General features: G+C 69.1%; 17 protein-coding genes and 1 pseudogene. 15 read left to right on the top strand and 3 right to left on the bottom strand.

Going from position 1 to position 22,322, the window contains the following annotated elements:
- The first annotated feature begins 80 nt into the window (after positions 1-80).
- The 4 genes from AC3RJ8_RS02125 to AC3RJ8_RS02110 all read left to right on the top strand — a co-directional run bounded on the left by AC3RJ8_RS02125 (position 81) and on the right by AC3RJ8_RS02110 (position 4,946).
- Entirely contained in the window at positions 81-1,586 is a 1,506-nt protein-coding gene (locus AC3RJ8_RS02125) for an AAA family ATPase (RefSeq protein WP_489714320.1), read from the top strand.
- A 206-nt stretch (positions 1,587-1,792) separates the two neighbouring features.
- Positions 1,793-3,115, top strand: a complete 1,323-nt coding sequence (locus AC3RJ8_RS02120) for an ABC transporter substrate-binding protein (protein ID WP_489714319.1) — start codon at positions 1,793-1,795, stop codon at positions 3,113-3,115.
- A gap of 77 nt (positions 3,116-3,192) precedes the next feature.
- A complete protein-coding gene (locus AC3RJ8_RS02115) occupies positions 3,193-4,089 on the top strand; it encodes a carbohydrate ABC transporter permease (protein ID WP_489714318.1) in 897 nt (298 codons plus the stop codon).
- A complete protein-coding gene (locus AC3RJ8_RS02110; protein WP_489714317.1) occupies positions 4,083-4,946 on the top strand; it encodes a carbohydrate ABC transporter permease in 864 nt (287 codons plus the stop codon). The genes AC3RJ8_RS02115 and AC3RJ8_RS02110 overlap by 7 nt, the downstream gene beginning before the upstream one ends.
- A gap of 4 nt (positions 4,947-4,950) precedes the next feature.
- Here AC3RJ8_RS02110 and AC3RJ8_RS02105 read toward each other — a convergent pair whose 3' ends face one another.
- The gene (locus AC3RJ8_RS02105) at positions 4,951-5,814 is read right to left on the bottom strand and encodes a helix-turn-helix domain-containing protein (RefSeq protein WP_489714316.1); all 864 of its coding nucleotides are present in this window, start codon (positions 5,812-5,814) and stop codon (positions 4,951-4,953) included.
- Between the two features lie 94 nt (positions 5,815-5,908).
- Between AC3RJ8_RS02105 and AC3RJ8_RS02100 the strand changes: the two genes are divergently transcribed.
- The 11 genes from AC3RJ8_RS02100 to AC3RJ8_RS02050 all read left to right on the top strand — a co-directional run bounded on the left by AC3RJ8_RS02100 (position 5,909) and on the right by AC3RJ8_RS02050 (position 20,183).
- Positions 5,909-9,151, top strand: coding sequence for a DUF5107 domain-containing protein (locus AC3RJ8_RS02100; protein WP_489714315.1), 3,243 nt, complete (start codon positions 5,909-5,911; stop codon positions 9,149-9,151).
- Positions 9,148-10,461, top strand: a complete 1,314-nt coding sequence (locus AC3RJ8_RS02095) for a cellulase-like family protein (RefSeq protein ID WP_489714314.1) — start codon at positions 9,148-9,150, stop codon at positions 10,459-10,461. Before AC3RJ8_RS02100 ends, AC3RJ8_RS02095 begins: the two co-directional genes overlap by 4 nt.
- A 113-nt stretch (positions 10,462-10,574) precedes the next feature.
- Positions 10,575-11,201: a DUF305 domain-containing protein gene (locus AC3RJ8_RS02090; RefSeq protein ID WP_489714313.1), complete on the top strand. Its 627-nt coding sequence runs from the start codon at positions 10,575-10,577 to the stop codon at positions 11,199-11,201.
- A gap of 93 nt (positions 11,202-11,294) precedes the next feature.
- Positions 11,295-11,576 (top strand): DUF1905 domain-containing protein, encoded by a 282-nt coding sequence (locus AC3RJ8_RS02085; protein WP_489714312.1) that lies wholly within the window; start codon positions 11,295-11,297, stop codon positions 11,574-11,576.
- An 88-nt stretch (positions 11,577-11,664) separates the two neighbouring features.
- Positions 11,665-12,483, top strand: coding sequence for an SDR family oxidoreductase (locus AC3RJ8_RS02080; protein ID WP_489714311.1), 819 nt, complete (start codon positions 11,665-11,667; stop codon positions 12,481-12,483).
- Between the two features lie 53 nt (positions 12,484-12,536).
- Entirely contained in the window at positions 12,537-13,313 is a 777-nt protein-coding gene (locus tag AC3RJ8_RS02075) for a CPBP family intramembrane glutamic endopeptidase (protein WP_489714310.1), read from the top strand.
- A gap of 160 nt (positions 13,314-13,473) precedes the next feature.
- Positions 13,474-13,965, top strand: a complete 492-nt coding sequence (locus AC3RJ8_RS02070; RefSeq protein ID WP_489714309.1) for a GyrI-like domain-containing protein — start codon at positions 13,474-13,476, stop codon at positions 13,963-13,965.
- Positions 13,962-14,762, top strand: a complete 801-nt coding sequence (locus tag AC3RJ8_RS02065) for a MerR family transcriptional regulator (RefSeq protein WP_489714308.1) — start codon at positions 13,962-13,964, stop codon at positions 14,760-14,762. The genes AC3RJ8_RS02070 and AC3RJ8_RS02065 overlap by 4 nt, the downstream gene beginning before the upstream one ends.
- A gap of 290 nt (positions 14,763-15,052) precedes the next feature.
- Complete coding sequence (locus AC3RJ8_RS02060) at positions 15,053-15,625, top strand: hypothetical protein (RefSeq protein WP_489714307.1); 573 nt, start codon at positions 15,053-15,055, stop codon at positions 15,623-15,625.
- 631 nt (positions 15,626-16,256) lie between these two features.
- Positions 16,257-16,760, top strand: a complete 504-nt coding sequence (locus AC3RJ8_RS02055) for a hypothetical protein (RefSeq protein ID WP_489714306.1) — start codon at positions 16,257-16,259, stop codon at positions 16,758-16,760.
- 288 nt (positions 16,761-17,048) lie between these two features.
- Entirely contained in the window at positions 17,049-20,183 is a 3,135-nt protein-coding gene (locus tag AC3RJ8_RS02050) for an Eco57I restriction-modification methylase domain-containing protein (RefSeq protein ID WP_489714305.1), read from the top strand.
- A 183-nt stretch (positions 20,184-20,366) separates the two neighbouring features.
- Here the strand turns inward: AC3RJ8_RS02050 and AC3RJ8_RS02045 are convergent.
- A pseudogene (locus AC3RJ8_RS02045) lies at positions 20,367-20,954 on the bottom strand (transposase); the annotation flags it as partial.
- 23 nt (positions 20,955-20,977) lie between these two features.
- A protein-coding gene (locus AC3RJ8_RS02040; protein WP_489714304.1) for an IS3 family transposase occupies positions 20,978-22,257 on the bottom strand; the annotation gives its coding sequence in 2 pieces (ribosomal slippage) (positions 20,978-21,954 and positions 21,954-22,257; 1,281 coding nt in all).
- Between the last annotated feature and the right edge of the window lie 65 nt (positions 22,258-22,322).

Here is a 22,322-nt window from a genome sequence, read left to right as displayed (position 1 = left end):
TGCGAGCCGCACCTTCCCAACAACAGTAAATAGCGTTACCGTAAACGTCGTTACTGTTGTTCCGACGGAGGGCCCCGACCGTGCCGACCATCCCTCGCCCTGACGATCTCTTCGACAGGACGCTCGAGTGGGGCGATCTGACGAACCTCACGGGGTCGGACGCCTCCGGGTTGAGGATCGGCATCGTCACGGGGCGACGACGGCATGGAAAGAGCTATGTGCTGCGCCGCCTCGCCCACGCCGTCGACGGGCTCTACCACCAGGCCCGCGAGCTCGAGCGGCGCCCCGCCCTGGACCAGTTCGCACTCGACATCGCCGACCACCTCGATCTCGATCCGGACTCGCTGCGGTTCGATAACTGGGAGGCCGCGCTCCGCGTCGCACTGGGGATGCGGCGTGGAGCGCGCACCCCACGCCGCCGCGGCGGAACACGCCTGTTGGTCATCGACGAGCTGCCGTACCTGCTCGCTCACTCTCCGGAGATCCCGTCCGTGCTGCAGCTGCTGTACGACGAGGCGCAGAGCGACCCTGACGTCCCACCGACCGTCGTGATCCTCTGCGGGTCTTCGCTGTCGGTCATGCGAGACCTGCTCACGGGCAGCAAGCCGCTCCGCGGGCGCGCCCAGCTCGAGCTCACGATGCCGCCGTTCGACTACCGCCAGTCGCGCCAGTACTGGGGCATCGACGATCCCGCTGTCGCCTTTCACGTCGACGCGATCCTCGGCGGCACCCCCGGTTACAAGCAGCTCGTCACCGCGCCGCCGCCGGCCACGGTGGACGGGCTGCAGGCGTGGCTCGGCAGCCAGGTGCTCAGCCCGGCGGCTGCGCTCTTCAACGAGAAGTCGTTCCTGCTGCGCGAAGACCCACGCAACCTCGACAAGGCCGTCTACCACAGCGTCCTCCAGGCCGTCGCCGACGGGCACCGCTCGCCCACCGCCATCGGATCAGCGATCGGGCGCGAGTACAACACTCTGAAGCACCCGCTCGGCATCCTGGAAGCCGCGGGCTTCCTGCTCCGCCTCGACGACGTGCTCACCCGCAGGCGCCCGCTCTACTACCTGGCCGACCCGGTCATCCGGTTCGCCCAGGTCGTCATCGACCCGTACCGAGCGCTCCTCGAGGAGCGCGATGTGGCGGCCGCCTGGCACGCGGCGGACGCCAGCTATTCCGCGCAGGTGCTCGGCCCGCACTTCGAGCACCTCGCCCGCGTCTGGACCGCACGGTTCTCCGGCGACCGGTGGGGAACACTCGTCGGCGAGGTCGGCCCGGCCGTCGTCAACGACAGCAAGGGGCGCTCGCAGCACGAGCTGGACGTCGTCGCGCTCCCGCGCGGGCGACGGCGTCACGACGACAAAGCGCCGATCGTCATGCTGGGCGAGGCGAAGTCGACAACCAAGCGGCGCACGCGCGCCGACCTGCATCGGCTCCAACACATCCGCGACGTCCTCCACCGCTCCGGCCGCGATGTGCGGCAAGCCCACCTCGCCATGTTCAGCAGGGCCGGGTTCGACGACAGCCTGATCTCCGAGGCCGCCGACCACGACGACATACACCTGATCACTCTCGAGGATCTCTACTCCTCCTGATCGTTCACCGCGCATCTGGTCGACCAGGCGCGGCGTCGGGCGGCTCGACCTGGAGCTCGAGCTGTCGAGCCTGGGGGCGATGCAGAGCATCCGATCGTCCAGGTGACGCGTCGCATCCCCCATGTACCGGTGCGACGGGACATACATATTGTCAGGCCTGCACCACCTCTGACGAGGGTGTCCCGCCTGCACGCAAAGGAGCTTGTATGTCCATCTATGCCGCGCGCCGCGCGAGGTTCACCACGCTGATCGCTGGTGGGGCCGCAGCCGTCGTCATGCTCGCCGGGTGCTCCGCCGGGTCCGACGACGGGAGCGCCGACGAGCCCGTCGAGCTCACCTTCCAGTCCTGGGTACCGAACATCGACCAGGCCGTCGACGCCTTCAACGCCTCGCACGACGACATCCAGGTGACCCTCGAGACCATCACCGCCGGGCCGGACGGCGGGTACGCGAAGATGCTCTCTGCCGTGCAGGCCGGCGACCCCGCCGACGTCGTCCAGCTCGGCTACGACGCGATCCCCGACTTCCTGGTCAACGACGCGCTCGAGGACATCACCGACCACGTCGCGCACGCCGAGGACACGTTCGTGCCCTGGCAGTGGCAGACCGGCGTCTTCGGCGACCGCGTCTACGCCGTGCCCCAGGCGTCCGGCCCGCTCGGGCAGTTCTACCGGCAGGACATCTTCGACGACCTCGGCATCGAGTACCCCGAGACGTGGGAGGAGTACTACGAGGCGGCCAAGGTCATCCGCGCGTCGGACCCCGACCGCTACATCACCGCCTTCGCGTTCAACCAGGCGCCGTGGCTCATCGGTCTGTCGCAGCAGGGCGGTGCCGAGTGGTTCACCGCGGAGGACGACGCCTGGACGGTGTCGATCGACGACGAGACCACGCTGACCGTCGCCGAGTTCTGGCAGAAGCTCATCGACGAGGACCTGGTCAAGGTCGAGGCGGACTTCTCCAACGAGTGGAACGCGGACCTCCAGAACGGCAACATCGTCACGTGGATCTCCGGGTCGTGGGCCGACGCGATCCTGCGCGGAACGGCACCTGACACGGCTGGGAAGTGGGCCGTCGGTGCGGTGCCGCAGTGGTCCGCCGGCGAGAACGTCTCGGCGACGTGGGCGGGCGGATCGGCCAGCGCCGTGCTGAAGGGGTCGGAGCACCCGGAGGCCGCCGCGGAGTTCGCCCTCTGGCTGAACTCCGACCCGGAGAGCGTCGACATCCTCACCAACGTCGGCGCCGGCTGGCCGGCCATCGCCGACACCAGCGAGATCGCGTCCCTCCAGGACGACCCGGAGGTGTTCGAGTTCTACGGCGGCCAGGACATCTGGGACGTCTTCGCGGAGTCCGACGCCGCGGTGGACACGTCGTGGACGTGGCCGCCGCTCTCGTCGACGCTCTTCGCCTCGCTCACGGACAACGTCAAGAACGCCGTGGACACGGGCACCCCGCTCGTCGACGCCTACCGACAGACGCAGACCGACATGGTGGCAGCGCTCAAGGAGCGCGGCATCTCGGTCAACTGACGCCACGCGGCGGGGACCGGGGCCGGACGCTCCGGTCCCCGCCGTCGGGAAAGGCCCTCGTGACTACCACCTCGCCTGTGCGACGTCGACCGCAGCGGCGGCCCGCCCTCTGGGTGCTCCTGCTGCCGTTCGTCGTCATGTTCCTGCTGTTCTTCGTCGCGCCGATCGTCTACGCGATCGTCCAGAGCCTGCTGTCGACGCGCAGCTCCGGGCTCGGGCTCGGCGCCCCCGAGACCACGTTCGTCCTGTTCGACAACTACGGGCGAGCGCTGACCGACCCGGACTTCGTCGCCAGCCTCGGTCGCCTCCTCGCGTTCGCGGCGATCGAGGTGCCGCTGATGGTCGTCACCGCCCTGGGGCTCGCGCTGCTCCTGGACAGCGGACGCGCCCGAGCACCGCGCTTCTTCCGCGTGCTGGCGTTCGCGCCGTACGGCGTGCCCGGCGTGATCGCCACGCTGCTGTGGGGGTTCCTCTACATCCCGGCGACCAGCCCGGTCCTGCAGGTGCTCGCGAGCGTCGGCATCGACGTCCAGCCGCTCGCCAGCGGCAACGTCCTGTTCGCCATCGCCAACATCGCGCTCTGGGGCTTCGCGGGATACAACATGGTGATCCTCATGGCCGCGCTCGACGCCATCCCCGCGGAGCTCGGCGAGGCGGCCCGCATGGACGGGGCCTCGATGTGGGCCATCACCTGGCACATCAAGCTGCCGCTCGTGCGTCCCTCCGTGATCCTCGTGACCGTCTTCACGATCATCGGCACGCTCCAGCTCTTCGTCGAGCCGCTCGTGCTGCAACCGCTGACGACGGCGATCAGCTCGACCTACACGCCGAACCTCGCGGCGTACAACCAGGCGTTCTCGCAGGGCAACCCGAACCTCGCCGCCGCGATGGCCGTGATCGTCGCGGTGCTCGGGTTCATGTTCTCCTTCGGATTTCTTCGCCTCGTCAACAGGAAGGGGAACCGCGCATGGTGACCGCCTCGCGCCGATCGACCCCCACGGTCAGCACCCTGGCGGTCAACGGCGCCCTCGTCGTGGCCGCGGTCTACTTCCTCCTGCCGCTCGTGTGGGTCCTGGTGGCCGCCACGAAGTCCCCCGGCGACCTGTTCTCCACGTTCGGGCTGTGGTTCTCCGACAGCCCCCAGGCGTGGTCGAACCTCGTCGGGCTCTTCACCGAGAGCGACGGCATCTTCTCCCGGTGGGTCGTCAACAGCATCGTCTACTCCGGGCTCGGCGCACTGGTGGCGACGATCATCTCCGCGGCGTGCGGCTACGCGATCGCGAAGTTCCTCTTCCCCGCCCGCGAGATGCTCTTCTCCGTGATCCTGGGAGGCGTCCTCGTCCCCGCGACCGTGATCGCGCTGCCGCTGTACTTCCTGCTCAACAGCGTCGGGCTCACCGGCACCTACTGGGCCGTCCTGCTGCCGAGCATGGTGAGCCCGTTCGGTGTCTACCTGGCCCGCATCCACGCGAACGCCAGCGTGCCGGACGAGGTGGTCGAGGCGGCGCGGCTCGACGGCGCCGGCGACCTGCGGATCTTCGCCGCGATCGCCACCCGCATGATGAGCCCGGCGCTGGTCACCATCTTCCTGTTCCAGTTCGTGACGATCTGGAACAACTACCTCCTGCCCCTCGTGATGCTCAACGACACGAAGACCTTCCCGGTGACCCTGGGGCTGACCCTGTGGAACTCGCAGACCCAGCGCGACCCGATGTTCTACCAGCTCGTGGTGACGGGGTCGGCGGTGTCGGCGGTCCTCCTGGTGGTCCTGATGATCGCCCTGCAGCGGTTCTGGCGAGCCGATCTGACGTCGGGCGCGTCGAAGGGCTGACGCCTCACCCCTTGCGGGTCTCGCGATATCCCCGCGGGCTCACGCCGTGCATCCTGCGGAACTGCCGCGAGAAGTAGAACGGGTCGTCCATGCCGACCTGCCGGCCGACATCGGCGACCGGCAGGTCGGTGGTGTCCAGGAGGACCCGTGCCCGCGCCATCTTCAGCGCGGTGTGGTGAGCGAGCACCCCTCCCCCGGTGGCCTCCCGGAACAACGAGGCCAGGTGCGAGGGGGAGATCCCCACCATCGCGGCGAGCTCGGGAACCTGGATGCGCCCGTCGACCCGCTCCTCCAAGTACCGCATCGCCCGCTGCAGGGGCGTGCCCTGCTCGGCCAGCGTCCGGTCGACGGCCAGCTGCGTGAGCAGGCGCCAGGCGATGCCCGCGGTCGTGAGCAGGCGAGCCGGCGTCGTGTCGCGGGCGAGGGTGACGGCGATCTCGTCCAGGAGCGCGGTGACGGTCTCGACCGCGCGCAACGAGACCACGGGGGCATCGGGGCGCGCACCGATGGCCCCGACCAGCTCCGGCACATCGGTGCCGCGCACGTGGCACCACCAGATCGTCCAGGGATCGTCGGGCGACGCACCGTAGGCGTGCGGCGCGCCGCCGGGCAGGACGATCGCCGTCGACGTCCCGACCCGGGTCCGCACGCCGCCCGACTCGACCCAGCCGGACCCGGCCACGCACACGATGACGATCGTCTCCGGGGCCCCCTGGGGGCGGTGCCGGCCGTGGTCCCGGGCCCGCGGGAAGTATCCGGCGTCCGTCACCAGCATGCGGCGCGTCCCGGGGCGCAGCAGGGCGGCGTCGACCAGTGGCCTCGGCACGACGCTCAGGCGTTGGTGCTCGAACCCGTCAGCCTTCTCCATGCCGGCATGATGTCACGGGTACATCAGCGAAACGTCCATGCCTCATGGTTGATCCGCCATGGTTCCCGCTCCCGCAGCACCGTAGGTTCGTCGGGTGCCGACCTACGACGACGCCACGAGCCGTCTCCAGCTCCCGGACCCCCCTGCCGACCAAGCCGCTCTCCTCGCCGACGGCGGAGTCGCCTGCTGGAGCGAGCCGGTCGAGATCGACACCTACCGCCCGGGCGAGCCGGACGGCTACCCGCTCTTCCTGGACCGGCGGGTGTACCAGGGGTCGAGCGGCAAGGTCTATCCGCTGCCGCTGATCGACAGCGTCTCCGCGACCAAGGCGCCGCGACGCTGGCAGGCCGTCCACCTCGAGAACGCCTCCGTCCGCCTCATGCTGCTGCCCGAGATCGGCGGCCGGATCCACGTCGGCTACGACAAGGTCGCCGACTACGACTTCTTCTACCGCAACAACGTCATCAAGCCGGCTCTCGTCGGGCTCGCCGGGCCGTGGATCTCCGGCGGGGTCGAGTTCAACTGGCCGCAGCACCACCGGCCCGCGACCTTCCTGCCCGTGGAGACCCGCATCGAGCGCGAGGCCGACGGCGCCGTCGTCGTCTGGCACAGCGACCTCGACCCGTTGCAGCGCATGCGCGGCACGCACGGCGTCCGCCTGCGTCCGGACAGCTCCGTCATCGAGGCGGAGGTGCTGCTGCACAACCGCACCGATCTGCCGCAGACGTTCCTGTGGTGGGCGAACGTGGCCGCCCGGGCACACGAGGAGTACCAGTCGTTCTTCCCCGACGGCGTGGCGATGGTCGCCGACCACGCGCGGCGGGCGATCACCACGTTCCCGCGCGCGGACCGCCCCTACTACGGGGTCGACTACCCGGCGCTGACCGCCAGGCGGCCCGACGCGGACCGCATCGACCTCTACTCCAACATCCCCGTGCCGACGTCGTACATGGTCACGGACACCGAGCAGGAGTTCTTCGGCGGCTACGACCACCGCGCCGAGGCCGGGTTCGTCCACTGGGCCGACCGGTCGATCTCTCCCGGCAAGAAGCAGTGGACCTGGGGGAACGGTCCCCTCGGTCAGGCGTGGGACGACCAGCTCACCGACACCGACGGCCCGTACGTCGAGCTGATGGCCGGCGTCTACACCGACAACCAGCCCGACTTCGCCTGGCTGCTGCCCGGCGAGACCAAGACCTTCAGCCAGTACTGGTACCCCATCCATCGCATCGGCCCGGCCCGGCAGGCGAGCACGGACGCCGCCGTGTCGGTCACGGCCCGCGACGGTGCGGTGCAGGTCGGGGTGCTGGCGACCCGTGCGCACGCGGGCGCGACGGTACGGGCCCACGGAACCGACGGCGTCGTCGGCGAGTGGACCGTCGACCTGGGCCCCGACCGCCCGGTCGTCCGGACGGTGGACTCCGACGACGTCGAGCGGGTCGAGGTCCTCGCCGCCGGTCGCGTCCTGGTCACCTGGACCGCCGTCGCGGCACCCGACGACGAGCCGTGGGTCGCGACCGCGCCGGACGCTCCCGCGGAGATCGCGTCGAGCGACGAGCTGTACCTCACGGCCGTGCACCTGCACCAGTACCGCCACCCCACCCGCTCGCCGCTGCCCTACCTGCGCGAGGCGCTGCGCCGCGACCCCGCGGACTCCCGTGCCGCGACCGCGCTCGGGTCGTGGCACCTGGTCCGCGGCGAGTACGCGGCCGCCCGCACCGCGCTCGAGACCGCACGGGCACGCCTCACGCGCCGCAACCTCAACCCGCGCGACGGCGAGTCGGCCTACCTGCTGGGTCTGGCGTGCGAGCGTCTCGGGGACGACGACGCCGCCGACCGCGCCTTCGGCCGGGCGACCTGGAACGCCGCCTGGGCCGCTCCCGCGCAGCTCGCGCGCGCACGCCTGGCCCTGCGTCGCGGCGACGCCGAGGCGGCCCGCCGGCTGGCGGACGCGGCCGGCACGATCCCGGAGGCACGTCGCGTCGCGGCCCTCGCACGGCAGGCGCTCGGCGACGCCGAGGGCGCCCGCGGGCTGCTGGAGCGCGAGCACGCCGTCGACCCCCTCGACGTGGCCACCGCCGCCCTGCTCGGGCAGCACGCGTTCGGCGACGCCCGGACCCCGCTCGACGTCGGCGCCGAGCTGGCTCGTGCCGGGGCGTACGACGCCGCGCTCGACGCCACCGCCGACGACGTCACCGCGGTCCCGGCACGCGGCCTCGCCGGGCCGATCCGGCACTACCTGCGCGCCCACTGGCTCGACCGTGCGGGACGCGCCGCACGGGCCGCGGACGAGCGACGGCAGGCCCGGACGACGGCGGTCGCGCTCGCGTTCCCGGCCGGCCTCGACCAGCGGGACGCACTCGAGGCAGCCCTCGTCGCCGACCCGGACGACGACGTCGCGGCGGGCCTGCTGGGCATGTGGCTGCTCGACGCCGGACGCGCCGCCGACGCGCTGCACCACCTGCGGCACGCGACGGCCTGCGGGTCGCCCGACCCCGTCGTGTGGCGCAACCTCGCGATCGCGGCCGTCACGGTCGACGACGACGAGGAGCTCGCCGACCGTGCTCTGCAGCAGGCGCTGGCCCTGCGCGGGGACGCCCGCCTCGTGCTGGAGCGCGACGTGCTCGCGCAACGCCGCGGGCTCGACCCGGCCGCCCGCCTCGACCTGCTGCGAACCCACGGCGAGCTCCTCGACGCGCGGGACGACCTCGCGCTGCGGCACGTCGAGCTGCTGCTCGACGTCGGCGACGTGGACGCGGCCTGGACGATCCTCACGAGCCGCACGTTCCGGCCCTTCGAGGGCGGTGAGGGGCGGGCGGTCGCCGCGTTCGACCGCGCGTCCTGCGCACGGGCCCGGCGGACGGCCGAGGCGGACCCGGCCCAGGCAGCGGCGTTCCTGGAGGCCGGGCTCACGCCTCCCGGCACCCTGGGCGAGGGGCGCCACCCCGCGCAGCGCCCGGCGGAGCGGTGGGTGCTGCTCGGCGACTGCCGCGCCGCGGCCGGGGACGACGACGGTGCTCGCGCGGCGTGGGAGCAGGCGCGCGCCACCACCCCGCTCGCCGTCGACCCTCGCCCCGCGGACGAGCAGACCTACTGGATCGGCGTGGCGCACGCACGCCTGGGCGACCGGAGGGCCGCCGTCGCCGTGTGGCGCGAGCTCGAAGAACGGGCCGCCGCCCTCGTCGAGGCCGCGGACGACGTCGACTACTTCGCGACGTCGCTGCCCGAGCTGGACCTGTTCGACACCGGGACCGGCGCCTCCCGGGCACGCACGGCCGCCACCCTCCGGCGGCTCGCGGCCGCCGGACGCACGTTCACCGAAGGGATCCGACCATGACCGAGCGCTACCTGGGCTCCGGCCACCTCACCGCCGACGAGAGCAGCCTCACCGGCCCCGTGCCCGCGCACCTGCCGCGACGACTCACCATCACCCTGTGGGACTTCTCCTGGTACACCCAGGCCGGTCCCGGCGACCCCTACGAGGACCTGGACGCCGCCGTCGCCGACGCCGCCGCGCTCGGGTACAACACGATCCGGATCTGCGCCGCGCCGCTGCTGCTCTGCGGCGATCTCGGCCTGGATGACCAGGCCGGTGCCCTCGAGGTCCAGGGGCTCGGCCCCTCCCCCGACGGCGGGTACTTCGGGCGCCGCACCCGCTGGTACGACGCACCGGGCGGCTACACGACCGACCTGCGCGAGCGCCTGCTCGCCCTGTTCGAGGCGGCCCGGCGGCACGGCGTCGTCGTGGTGCTGGCGAGCTGGGAGTACCAGCAGTCGCCGGCGTTCGCGGCGTCGTCGGCCTGGTTCGACGCGATCGACGCGGTGCCGCTCGACCAGCGGTACGCGGCGCTCGCCGACGCGTGGGACCGCATGATCGGATGGCTCACCGCGCACGGGTTCCGCGAGCAGATCGCCCTCGTCGAGCTGCACAACGAGGTCGACTTCTCGATCCTGCCGGTGCTCGACCAGGGCGCCCCGGCGCTGCGGCGGCTCCGCCAGCGCCACCCGGACCTGCTGATCACCGCGAGCTACGGCAAGCCGCCGCACCTGGCGATGCACCAGGTGCCGGACGGGCTCGGCGCGGCCCAGTTCCACGTGTACAGCTACGGGGTGCTGGACGCCCTGCAGCAGGTGCTCGACATCCGGTCCGAGGGCAGCGCGGACTTCCCCAACGCGGAGCTGGCCCGGATGCTGCGCGACGACACCCCCGACGTCGCCGGCTACGGGCGCGCCGCGGAGTGGAAGTACCGCGCCACCGTCGTCACCGACCAGATGATCTACGGGTACGACTGGATCGACCCGGAGGCCTGGGACGCCTGGCTGGAGGAGCACTACCCGCCGTACGAGGCGGTCATGCTGCGCGAGATCGAGTCCCGCACGATCGCGATCGCCCGGTGGGCGCGCTGGCAGGGTGTCCCGGCCGTGGTCGGCGAGGGCTGGGTGGGCTACACGCCCCTGCACGGCACGTTCGAGGAGGGCAGCATCGGCCGGGCGCTCGCCGAGCACGGCATCGACACGGCGCTGGAGCACGGCGTGTGGGGCGTGGTGCTGTGCTCGAACGCGGCACCGCACCATCCGATGTGGGAGCAGCGCGACTGGCAGGCGCGGGTGAACGCGCGCATCCTCGACCACGGGACCGCTCGCTGAACCCTGCTGCCCTGCATCGTCACGTCCGGTGCGAGCACGGAACCCCGCTTGTAGCGTCGAGAGCACCACAGCTCAGAGGTTTCCGCGCCGGCAACGATGGGAGGGCCGAACCCATGACGGCGGAGGAGCAGCACGACGGCGGAGCTCAGCACGCCGAGACGCAGCACTCGGACGACCAGCACCAGCACGGCTCCGACGGTCACCAGACCGGCATGTACCTGCGCTTCGCCGCGATGATCCTCACGGCCATGGTCGTCATGTACTGGGTGATGTTCGTCGGCTCCTGGGAGTGGAGCCACGTCCGCTTCAGCCAGAGCCGCGTCTTCATGGCGATCACCATGGGCGGCACCATGGGCCTGATCATGCTCGCCTGGATGCTGAACATGTACAAGAACACCAAGGCGAACGTGGCGATCGTCGTCGCGAGCCTGGTCCTCCTCGCCGGTGGTGCCGCCCTGGACCGGAGCCAGGTGACGGTCGACGACACGGCGTTCATGAGCGCGATGATCCCCCACCACTCTCTGGCCATCACGCGGTCCGAGCGCGCACAGATCTCCGACGTGCGGGTGTGCGAGCTCGCGGTCGAGATCATCGAGGCGCAGAACCGCGAGATCGCCGAGATGGACTGGCTCATCGAGGACATCGAGCGCAACGGCCTGGCCCTGACGCCCGCGGAGGCCGAGGCGCGGCCCGTGCCGACGTTCCCCGGCACCGCGCTCCGCGGCTGCCCGACCGGCTGAGGGCACGACGGCGGCACTCTCCGCGACCGATGAGTTCGGCGACGCCACCCGGTCCAGACGACGACAACCCGCTCCAGCCACCGGAGGACACCTGTGCCCCACGCTCTCGACCACACGTTCACCGCGCCGATCGGCGTCGACGTCAAGGGGGAGGTCTGGCCCTGCGTCGAGCTCTCCGGGGCGGCCGAGCTCCTCGGGACGGGCCGCTCGGTCCGGGTCGACGCCACCGTCGACGACGTCCCGCTCGAGAACGTCGGCCTCATGCCGACGGGACGCGGTGAGCTGATGCTGTCCCTCAACGCCAAGCTGCGCAAGCGGTTGACCAAGGACGTCGGGGACCCCGTCGTCGTGCACCTCACGCGCCGCCTGAGCTGAGCTCGCCGGCGGGCTCGGCAGCACCTGGTGAGTGCGGGACGAGCCCGCCGCCGCGAGGGCCGCCTCCGGCGCGCGAGGTGCGGGCACCGTGGCTAGCGTCGACGGCGTCGACCACGGAAGGAGCACCATGACGATGGAAGGCAAGGTCGCGCTCGTCACGGGCGCCGGGTCCGGTATCGGTCGGGCGACCGCGGTACGCCTGGCACGCGAAGGCGCCACCGTCGTCCCGCTGGGACACCGGCAGGAGAGCGCAGACGACGTCGCGCAGGAGATCCGGGGCGACGGCGGCACGGCGTTCCCGGTGGCGGCGAACGTCGAGGACGCGGCCATGGTGCGCGACGTGCTCGACCGGGTCGAGCAGGAGCTCGGCCGGCTCGACGTCGTCGTCGCGAACGCCGGGGTCAACGGCGTCTGGGCCCCGCTCGAGGAGCTGGAGCCCGAGGACTGGGCGAGCACGATCGACACGAACCTCGCCGGCACGTTCCACACCGTGCGGTACGCGGTACCCCTGCTCGTGCGGCAGGGCGGCGCGGTCGTCGTCGTCTCGTCGATCAACGGGACGCGCACGTTCAGCAACTCCGGCGCGTCGGCCTACGCGACGAGTAAAGCGGGCCAGGTGGCGTTCGCGCGCATGGCCGCCGTCGAGCTCGGACCGCGCGGGGTGCGGGTCAACTCCGTGTGCCCCGGCGCGATCGACACCGAGATCGACGACAACACCGAGCAGCGCAACACCGACGACCTGGGTGTCGAGGCCGAGTACCCGGAGGGTCAGATCCCGCTGACCGGCGAGGAATCGGGCGAGGCGGCGCAGGTGGCCGACGCCATCGCCTACCTCGTCTCGGACGCGGCGAGCCACGTGACTGGCACCGAGGTGTTCGTCGACGGGGGGCAGTCGCTCATCGCCTGACGGCGGACCGGCAGGCTTGACCGTGTCCGGACCACATGGTTTCTCCTGCCGTCATGCACACAACGTCCGGCACGACAGCGTTGCGCGTCCGTCCTCGGGTCTGGCTGGGCCTCGGTCTCTTCGCGACCTACCTGGCGGTCTTCTACGCCGTCTGGATAGTCAACGGCATCGACTACGCCCGCGTCGGGGAGAGCGAAGAGACGCTGCTGAGGTGGTACGTGGCACCCCTCGGTGGTGGCCTCGTGGTGATCCTGGTCGGCCTTTCGGTCCTGGGGTGGTGGCGGCCGACCCTGCGTGACACGAAGCGGCTCCCGAGAAGTGGCGCCGTCGTCCCGGTGATCATGGCCGTCGTCGCGGTCCTCAACCTGGTGTTCGGTGAGTTTTCCCGGGTGACGATGACGATGTGGATCCTCCTCGTGATCGGCAGCGTCCTGGTGGGGTTCAACGAGGAGGTCGTCGCGCGCGGTCAGCTCTTCGTCGCGCTGCGCAGCCGGTTCGGCGAGATGGGCGTCTGGTTCCTCTCCACCGCCCTGTTCTCGCTGCTGCACCTGCCCAACTTCTTCTTCGGCATCGGATCGCTCGCGTTCCTCCAGGTCGTCATCCAGTTCGGACTCGGATCCGTGTACTACCTGGCGTTCCGCTCGACGGGGTCGCTGGTCCCCGCCATGCTCCTTCACGGCCTGTGGGACTTCTCGACGTTCTCGTCGAGCCTCCCCTGGGCCGGGCTCATCGCCCCGTTCCTCGGGATCGCAGGCGTCGTCGTGGCCGTCGTCCTTCTGGTGAACGAACGACGGCGGGACGCGGACGTGAGGAGTCAGCCGATCCGCTGATCGGCGCTCGGCCACCGGCACGCAACGCGTCCGCGATCGTCTCGAAGCCGGCTCCCGAAGTGCACCACGCCGAGCCACGGTTGACTCTGCCCCTGGGTCAACCTGTCTGCTCGGTACCGGCCCACCCGAGAGCCGGGTGGCGACCGGAGGGAGAAGACCCATGACCACATTCACCGTCGAAGAGCGCCCTGGGCGCCCGTGGGTCGGCGTGTCCACCGTCGGCGAGCTCGCTCACTGGGATCGTGTGAACGCACTCGTCCCGCAGATCTACGCCGCGCTCGCCGCGGCAGGTGGGATTCCGGAGGGCGGCCCGATCTACCAGTACCACCGGATGCAGACGGTCGCCGACCCGATGGACGTCACCGTCGCGATCCCAGTGTCCGCACGTCTCGAGATCGGCGAGGGCTTCGAGACCGGCGCCCTCCCCGCCGGCCGCTATCTCGTCGCGCGCCCGGAAGGCGGCCCTGACGTGTTGGGTCGCGTGCACGGCGAGATGTGGCAGTGGGCCAACGCCCAAGGGCTGGACCTGGCGATCGACGAACGAGCCGACGGGATCCACTGGGAGGCGAGGACCGAGCAGTTCCTCACCGACCCGCAGACCGAACCCGATCGCAGCAAGTGGGTGGTCGACGTCGCATACTTGCTGAGGTGAGCGAGACCGCCAGGCTGTCGATCGGGGAGTTCAGCCGTCTGACGTGGCTGTCGCCGAAGGCGCTGCGCCTGTACGAGCGGCGAGGTCTCCTCCCGCCGGATCTCGTCGACGAGTTCACCGGCTACCGCTACTACAGCCGTTCCCAGGCCGAGCGTGCGCGGACGATCGCTCTGCTCCGCCGCGTCGGGATGCCGCTGGAACGGATCGGGGCGGTGCTCGACTCCACAGGGGAACAGCGACGCGAAGCCATCGAGGCGTACCGGGTGGAGACGACTCGTGCCCATCAACGCGCCGTCGCCCTGCTGGACAGCCTGGCCGGCAACCTCGCGGACGAGGACCCGTCCGAGACGATGCCGCAGGCGCTGAGCCGCGTGGTCAGCTCCTGGGCGTTCGTCGCGCGCACCCTGCGGACGACTGCCGCCGATCTTCCCTCGCACATCGAGCGAACCGCCGCCGCGCTCGTCCACCGCGCCGGGGCGAACGTCGACCGGTCTCAGCCGCTCGTGGTTCTGTACCACGGCGAGGTGAGCTGGGAGTCGGACGGGCCGATCGAGGTCCGCGTGCCGGTGGTCGACAGCGCCGCGGCCGACGGCGTCGAACCGGAGGGAACAGAGCTCTACCTCGACGTCCCGCTCGGCGAGGTGCAGTTCCCCACGATCCTCCGCTTCTTCGACGCGGCACGAGAGGCCGCCGCCAGCGACCCGTACCGTCCGCTCGGGTCGCCGCGTGAGATCTATCTCGGCGGCGACCCGTTCCGATGCCAGGTCGCACAACGCGTTCTCGTCACCTCGAGCTGAGCTCGCCCGACATCAGGAGGTGTCGCAACGGACCTGCGAAGCGGCCAGAATCGGGCGACCCGCCGCGGATGATGGAACCTTCTTGCGCACCATCACCGTCGGTGTCGCCCTCGGCCGACTCGATGGGAGACGATCAGGTTGCCTGCCAGCGACCACACGACCGTTCCCCAGAGCAGGACGAGGCCGCCTCGAGGGGAGGTAGGCCGGCAGCGGACAACCCGGTCCTGAGACCGAGGGGCGCGAGGTCGCCCGCGTTGCCCCCGCCTACCACGGCCGATACGTTCGACAGCGTGTCTTCGCGTGCATGGAAGGGGCAGGATCGGGTGACAAATTCGGAGCGCAGCAGTACTGCGGCGGTGGCCCTCGGCCTGAAAGCACTCGTCCCTGTGATCGTGGTGGTGGCCTACCTCGTCGTGGTGGGCTATCTGAATCTGCACGCCAAGACTATCGTCACGGGCGCGGCGCTCGACTGGAGCGCCTCCGTCGTCGCCATCGTGCCGCCGGCACCACCCCTGGGGTCCGCGGTAGGTGTCGCGATCGTGTCGGCGCTCGCCTTCTTCCTCGCCTGGCGCGCTCACACCTCTGCAACCCGTCGACGGCACCAACTGCCGATCTGGATGGCCACCGTTGCGCTGATCGCGCTCTCGACCTACGCGATGGTCTCTGCCGACTTCCCATACAGCGCGCTCGCTTCGACTTTCGACAACCGTGTCGGATTGATGGAAAGAGCGAGCCCCGAGCCGCTGCCACTGGCGTTAGTCCGCGAGGGAGCGTTGAGCCCCGCGGCGCACGCCCTCGCCGGCGTCATGGTGGTGCTGTCGCTCCTCCGGCCGAAGCAACCGGCTTGCTCCACTGGAGCCTGACCCGCCTGGAGAAAAAGTATGCGGGTCGAGAGGATCTGTCTTGCAACTCGCATAGCCCCCCCCCCCCCCCCCCGGCCGCGCTTCACGTCCGCCCCGTACCGTGGACGACAACGCGATCCTCACGTGGAGACGAGCCGAAAGACGCTATGGCGGCCAGCCGCGCACTGGCTGTACAGGCAGCCCAACAACGAAGGGCCCCACAGCCGCAGAATCTTGCGGGTGGGGGCCCTTCGGGTGGCGGTAGCGGTGGGCTTGAGAGCGGCGAGTTGGCTGGCACTGCTCGGCTGGGTGGTTTTGGCACCTGACCTGGCCTTTCGCGGTGCCGACCGTTGGACGATCTTGCACCCGTGGGGACCGGTCCGGCGACGAAAGCGGAGGCAAACCGGAGACCTCTCAGCGCCACTCCGGACGGGGACACTCCGAGGCGCCGTACCGATAGCGGAGCACCAGAGGTCGGCGGAGGCCCGGGTCGAGGGTGGCCGCAGGCCATCGCGCAGCGACGCCGTAGGCGCCCTTGACGCGGGCTGGAGTCGGCCGGATGCTCGGCGGTCGGTGCGGGGCCGAAACGCACCCGGGCTGATGACGTCCGCCAGGGAGCAGGTTCCTTCGCAGCGCTACGTACACTCGCGGCGTGCCTTCCCTCCCACAACGTCGTCGGATCGTCTCGTTCTGGTTGGTCATCGTCCCGGCCTGGGCCTTCTCGCTCACCGTCAGCGGCCTTTGGCTCGGCGTCGGCATCTTCTGGACCCTCGACAGCTGGCAGGCTACACACGCGGGCACCGAGGGGATCTTCATCCCCCAAGAGAAGACCTGCAACACGCGAGGCTGCAACTGGTATGGGGACTTCGTTTCCGGCGACGGCGAGAGCGACGTACTGGGCGTCCAGTTCTCGAGCGGCTTCGGCGACCCCCAACCGCAGGAGACCGGTGTGGCAGTTGACCCAGTAGTCATGGCCCCGGGCGGTGAAGACGTCTACAACCCGCAAGACAAGACTTGGGTCTTCGGACTGCTCTTCGTGGTGACAGCCCCCATCATTGCCTGGCTCATGATCCTTCGGACCCACCAGGTGCGTCGCGACTGGCTTCGCAAGGATGACGACCGGGCGAGCGACGGAGCGAAAGCCGAAGCGACGTGATCCGTGACCGAAGACGAGTCCAGCTTGACGGACGCGGGCACGGTTGCGATCGGACGTTCGGTGGGCAGAGCCGCGGGGTGCGCGCAGCGAGCCTGCGAGCGGAGCGCGGGGCCCCGCTGCGCCGCCCGCCGTGGGCCAGCGCGGCGGAGCCGCGCCTTGAGTCAGTAAGGAAAGTCCTCACACGGGCACGCACGCTCACGCTGAGCCAGTGTGCCGCCGTCGTGTCAGAGGCCCCGGATTCCGCCGCCGCTGGTAGCGTCCCGATCACCCCAGTGCGAGGAGGAGACAGTGCCAGCGGCGTCATCGAAGAAGGAGGGCCAGGCGAAGGTCGAGGCCCTGGTCGCGGAGTACAAGGAAAACGAGACCTACTTCCGGTCGTCGGAGTTCGACGAGACTAGTACCCGAACCTCGTTCATCGACCGCTTCTTCGAGGCCCTCGGTTGGAACGTCACGTACGCAGGCCCGGACAGGGAGGTGACGTTCCACCCTCGACACAGCGTCGTCGCACAGATCGCCGGTGACGCTGCGTGGGACGACGACCTCAGCCAGGACGACCTCGACCTCCGGGCCGAGCACACCTTGGTCCCCGACTACTCCTTCCAGATCGGAGGAAGGCTCCAGTTCTACGTCGAGGCGAAGCGGCCTTCGATCCCGCTCACCCGCGCCGACGCCGTCTTCCAGTTGAAGTCCTACGCGTGGTCCAGGGAGCTCGCCTTCTCTGTTCTGACGAACTTCGCCAGACTGAGGGTTTTCGCGACCACGGTTCGTCCCGACCGCGACAGGCCCTCCGTCGGCCTTCTTCCCGGCTTTGACCTCACGTGCGAGGACTACTCGGCGAACTGGGACGCGATCTGGGGACTGCTGTCTCGTGAAGCAGTAGTCGCCGGTGAAGCGGAACGCAAGGCGCGCGCTACTCGAGTCCGTGGTGCGATCACAGTCGGGGATGCCTTCCTAGCCGACCTGGAAGCGTGGCGTCAGGACCTCGGCAACGACCTGCTCCGACGTCACCCGGACCTCGAGGATTTCCAACTCGACGAGGCAACGCAGCGGATCCTCGACCGGCTCGTGTTCATCCGTGTGGTCGAGGACCGAGACATCGAGCCGAAAGTCCTCCTGCGCAAGTTCGCACGGCTGACCGACTCATACCGCCAACTCACTACCGAGTTCCGACGACTGGATGTGGTCTACAACGGCCAGCTCTTCGCGGAACACTGGTCCGAGAAACTCGAGGTCTCGGATGGGATGATCTCCCGGATTATCGCAGGCCTGTATGCGGTCGACGGCTCGCCGTTCCGCTTCGACGCATTCCGCGCCGACTTCCTCGGCAAGGTGTACGAGCACTTCTTGGGCAAGGAATTCGCGGTCGACGGGGCTGCGGCCCGATTGATCAAGAAGCCGGAAGTGCAGCATGCCGGAGGCGTCTACTACACACCCCGATGGGTCGTCGAGCACATGGTCTCGACCGTCCTCAACCCCCTCCTCGAAGGCCGCAAGCCGGACTACGTTTCCAAGCTGCGGTTCGTCGACCCGGCATCGGGTTCCGGTTCGTTCCTTCTCGGCGTCCTCGACCACCTCATCGCGTGGCACGAGGCGTACTACACCGAACATCCCGACGAACACAAAGAGCGCCACTACCTTGGCACTGATGGACGCCGGAAGCTGACGTCCGACTTTAAGGGCAAGATCGCAGTCAACAACGTCTACGGAACGGACATTGACCCGCAAGCCGTTGAGGTCGCCCAGATGAGCGTGTACCTGCGAATTCTAGAGGAGGAGACGTCCGCGACACTAGCGCAGCAGACGCGCCTCTTCGACGGTCCCCGGCTCCCCTCTCTGTCCAATAATATTCGCTCCGGCAACTCGCTAGTATCTCCGGCCGACATTCCCTCCGGTGCGACCTTGACTCACGAAGAGCAACGGGACCTCAATGCTTTCGACTGGAAAGACCCGATCCGGGGATTCGGAACGATCTTCAACGAGAATGGCGGATTCGACGCCGTGATCGGTAACCCGCCGTACACGCGGGTGCAGGTCATGCGCGAATATCACGGTCTCCAAACTCAACTGATTGAGACGAAGTACAAGTCCGCACACTCTGCCTTTGACCTATCCTCAGTATTCATCGAGCGGGGCTTGGAGATACTTCGACCCGCTGCCGGTAGCCGACTGTCAGGAGTCCTCTGCTTCATCACCACGAGGACATTCGTCGAGACAGACTCCGCTTCTTCGCTGCGGCAAATGCTGACATCCGGGCACCACATCCGATCAATCGTGGACTTCCGCGAGGGCCTCGTCTTCAACACTGCGTCGGCATACACGTTGATCGTCACTGCGACCCTGTCGCCATCTCGGAACTGGACGTTGACCCGAGTAGCAGCACCACCGGACGCCAACAAGCTAGTGCGCGCACTGGCGTCCACCAAGCGGACCGCGACGAACCAATCAATGAAGACGTCAGACGCATCTTGGGACCTTACTTTGCCGGCCGAGTCGGCATTGCTGGATCGCCTTGCGCGAGACTTCCCGACTCTCGGCACGGTGTCCGGTGGAGCCGTTTTCCAAGGAATTGTAACGGGCGCCGATTCGGTGTTCCGACTGGAAGACCTCGGACCTAGTCCTACCGATCCAAAGCTGAGACTGGTCCGCCCGAAATCACTCGGAGCCAGCGACCCGGCAATAGAGCTTGAACCAGGTCTGATCCATCCAGTAATGGCCGGTCGGTCGAGCATTCAACCCTTCTGGGCGACCGACAACGAGGAACTCGTGATCGTGCCCTACGAGTTCGTTGGCGACGCGGAGAGGATGACCTTGGTGCCTCTGGAGAGGCTGGCACGGGAGTACCCGCGGACCCTCGAGTGGCTGCGGAGCAATGAGAACATCCTGCGCACGAGGGCCGGCACGTGGGACGACGAGAACTGGTACTCACACTCCCGGCGCCAGAACCTGGAGCGTTGGTCCGGATCGAAGATCATGGTCCCGTCGATGATCGAGGCACTGTCAGCTCTGGACGACGGCAAGGGCCGGTTCTTCGTAAACGTGTCGACCGGTGGCTACGGCATTGTCGTGGATCCGATACAGCCATTCTCGTCCGCTTACGTGGCTGCAATCCTGAACGCCCGACTGCTCACTTGGATTCTGAAGCTGTTCTCTCGGTCATGGCGTGGAGGCTGGTTTGAGGCGAGGACCGGGAACCTGATCAGGCTTCCAATCGCGAACGCCAGCGCCTCAGAACAGGAGCGGATCGTCGCCCTGGCCCAAGAAACCGCCGTATCGGTGAGAGACGCCAGAAGCAAGCACGCTACAGCGCAGCAGATGCACGTTGCAGACCTGGCGAGACAGAGGTTCGACTTCGAAGTGGAGCGCCTCTACGGTCTGACGTTAGCCGAGTCCGCTGTGATCTCCGGATCGCTGGACGAGGGGTGACCAGGTTTGCGAGGGACTACTGTCATTAAGGCAGCACGTTAAGCATCACGCATGCTGCGAACTCTGGCGCCGTGCAAGCCAGAGAGTGTGTTCTCTAGAGAATGCGGCCTCGGCATCGTGGACTTTCTGCGCCCAGTCATCCTCCGAAAACTCACCTTCAACAGTGGCCACTACCAAACCGGCTCAACGCAGTTGAGGGTGTAGTCGCGGTCTGAAGCCGCCGGCTTCCAGGAGCGAGCGGGCGATGTAGTGGGTCAGGTTGCGGAACCCGAGGGCGGAGCCGCGTAGGTGTTCGAGGCGCCCGTTGATCGCCTCCGTCGGTCCGTTGCTCGAGCCGGGAAGGTCGAAGAACGCCAGCACGTCGGCGGCGCGCTTCTTGAGGGTCCGGCCGAGGGTGACGAGCTCGCTCAGGGCCGCCGGAACGCCGCGGGCCACCGAGTCGATCACGGCGGTCATGAGAGCACGGCCGTGTGCGCGGTCGGGGTGGCGGTAGGCGGTGATCATGCGCTGGTAGATGCCCCAGGTCGCCTCGACGGGCACGTGCTCCTCGGTGGCGAACAGCGCCTCCAGCCGGTTCTTCTGCTTGTCGGTGAGCAGGTCGGCGCCGGTGTGCAGGGTCCGGCGCGCCTTGTAGAGCGGATCGTTCGCGCGTCCACGGTGGCCGTGCAGATCGAGCTGGACCCTGCGCCTGCAGCGGTCCAGCGCGTCACCGGCCAGGCGGACCACGTGGAAGGGGTCCATGACTGCGGTCGCGTCGGGCAGCTGAATCGCCCTGGGTCTGATGGAGGCTCTGGTCATTTGATTTCGGTCAGGGCCCTCGACCCTTGCTGGGTAGCGTAGAGGCTGTTTTCGAACTCGGCGGGCGGGACGTCGCCGAGGTAGCCGTGCAGGCGCTCGGTGTTGTGCCAGTGGACCCATCCGAGGGTTGCGAGCTCGACGTCCTCGACGCTCTTCCACGGCCCCGATCGGGCCGGGCCGCGGATGAGCTCGGCCTTGTAGTAGCCGTTCACGGTCTCGGCGAGGGCGTTGTCATACGAGTCGCCCACGGTCCCGATCGACGGCGTGGCGCCGATCTCGGCGAGGCGTTCGCCGTAGCGGATGCTCGTGAACTGAGCTCCGGCGTCCGAGTGGCACCGCAGTCCGGCCAGGCGGGTGCCGCGGGACCAGCGGGCCATCTCGATCGCGTCGAGGACCATCGTGGTGCGCATGTGCGCCGCGACCCTCCAGCCGACGATCATGCGCGAGTAGGCGTCGATGATGAAGCACACGTAGGCGATGCCGGCCCAGGTCGGCACGTAGGTCAGATCGGTGACCCACAACTGGTCCGCCCCGGTGGCGGTGAAGTCCCGACCCACCAGGTCCGGATGCCGCGAGGTGCCCTCGGCCGCCTTGGTGGTGCGCACCCGCTTGGTCCGGCGGGCTCCTTCGATGCCCTCGGCGCGCATCAACCGGGCCACCTGGTCGCGTCCGATCTCCAGCCCGGCCCGGTGGGCGGCCTTCCACAGCTTCCGCGCGCCGTAGACGCGGTAGTTGTCGTCCCACAACGCCCGCAACCGCGGGCGCAGCTCGGCGTCACGGATCGCCCGCGCCGAGGCCGGGCGCTTCTTCGCCGCGTAGTACGTGCTCACAGCCACCTGCACCCCTGCCGCGCGCAGCACGGTGCAGATGGACTCGACTGTGAGCCGCAGCCCGCCCGCGACGTCGTCGCGGTTCGCGTCGATGAACGCGACTACCTCTTGTGTTGGCGGTCGAGCTCCGCCCCGAAGAAACTCGCAGCCCGCTTCAAGATCTCGTTCGCTCGCCGCAACTCGCGGTTCTCCTGCTCGAGCTCCTTGATCCGCCGTGCCTCCGCGGTAGAGACCCCGGGCGTGTGGCCGTCATCGATGTCAGCCTGCTTGACCCATTGGCGCACCGACTCCACCCCGTAGCCCAGCTGCGTCGCGACCCGCTGCACCGTGCCGTGCTCGGTCCCCAGCTCGGCTCTCAGGGTGCGCACCATCCGCACCGCGGCCGCCTTCTCATCATCCGAGTACCGCCGCGTCTGCGGCTTCCCGGGCGTCTGCTCCATCGGCATGGCTCCATCCTCGTTTCCAAGGTCACGAGCCTCCAACCAACCCAGGGCGATTCAGAGGACCGGGC

The sequence above is a fragment of the Isoptericola sp. MSGPD8_1_ISO-PGPR-S23-394 genome (assembly GCF_058072785.1).
Note: the sequence above shows the minus strand (reverse complement) of the source record. Positions and strands in the feature narration are given on the sequence as shown.

What these genes read in the sequence shown, in the direction of transcription:
- AC3RJ8_RS02120 (WP_489714319.1), top strand. Translation starts at nt 1,793, where the DNA reads ATGTCCATCTATGCCGCGCGCCGCGCGAGGTTCACCACGCTGATCGCT.
- AC3RJ8_RS02110 (WP_489714317.1), top strand. Translation starts at nt 4,083, where the DNA reads ATGGTGACCGCCTCGCGCCGATCGACCCCCACGGTCAGCACCCTGGCG.
- AC3RJ8_RS02105 (WP_489714316.1), bottom strand. Translation starts at nt 5,814, where the DNA reads ATGGAGAAGGCTGACGGGTTCGAGCACCAACGCCTGAGCGTCGTGCCG.
- AC3RJ8_RS02095 (WP_489714314.1), top strand. Translation starts at nt 9,148, where the DNA reads ATGACCGAGCGCTACCTGGGCTCCGGCCACCTCACCGCCGACGAGAGC.
- AC3RJ8_RS02090 (WP_489714313.1), top strand. Translation starts at nt 10,575, where the DNA reads ATGACGGCGGAGGAGCAGCACGACGGCGGAGCTCAGCACGCCGAGACG.
- AC3RJ8_RS02075 (WP_489714310.1), top strand. Translation starts at nt 12,537, where the DNA reads ATGCACACAACGTCCGGCACGACAGCGTTGCGCGTCCGTCCTCGGGTC.
- AC3RJ8_RS02070 (WP_489714309.1), top strand. Translation starts at nt 13,474, where the DNA reads ATGACCACATTCACCGTCGAAGAGCGCCCTGGGCGCCCGTGGGTCGGC.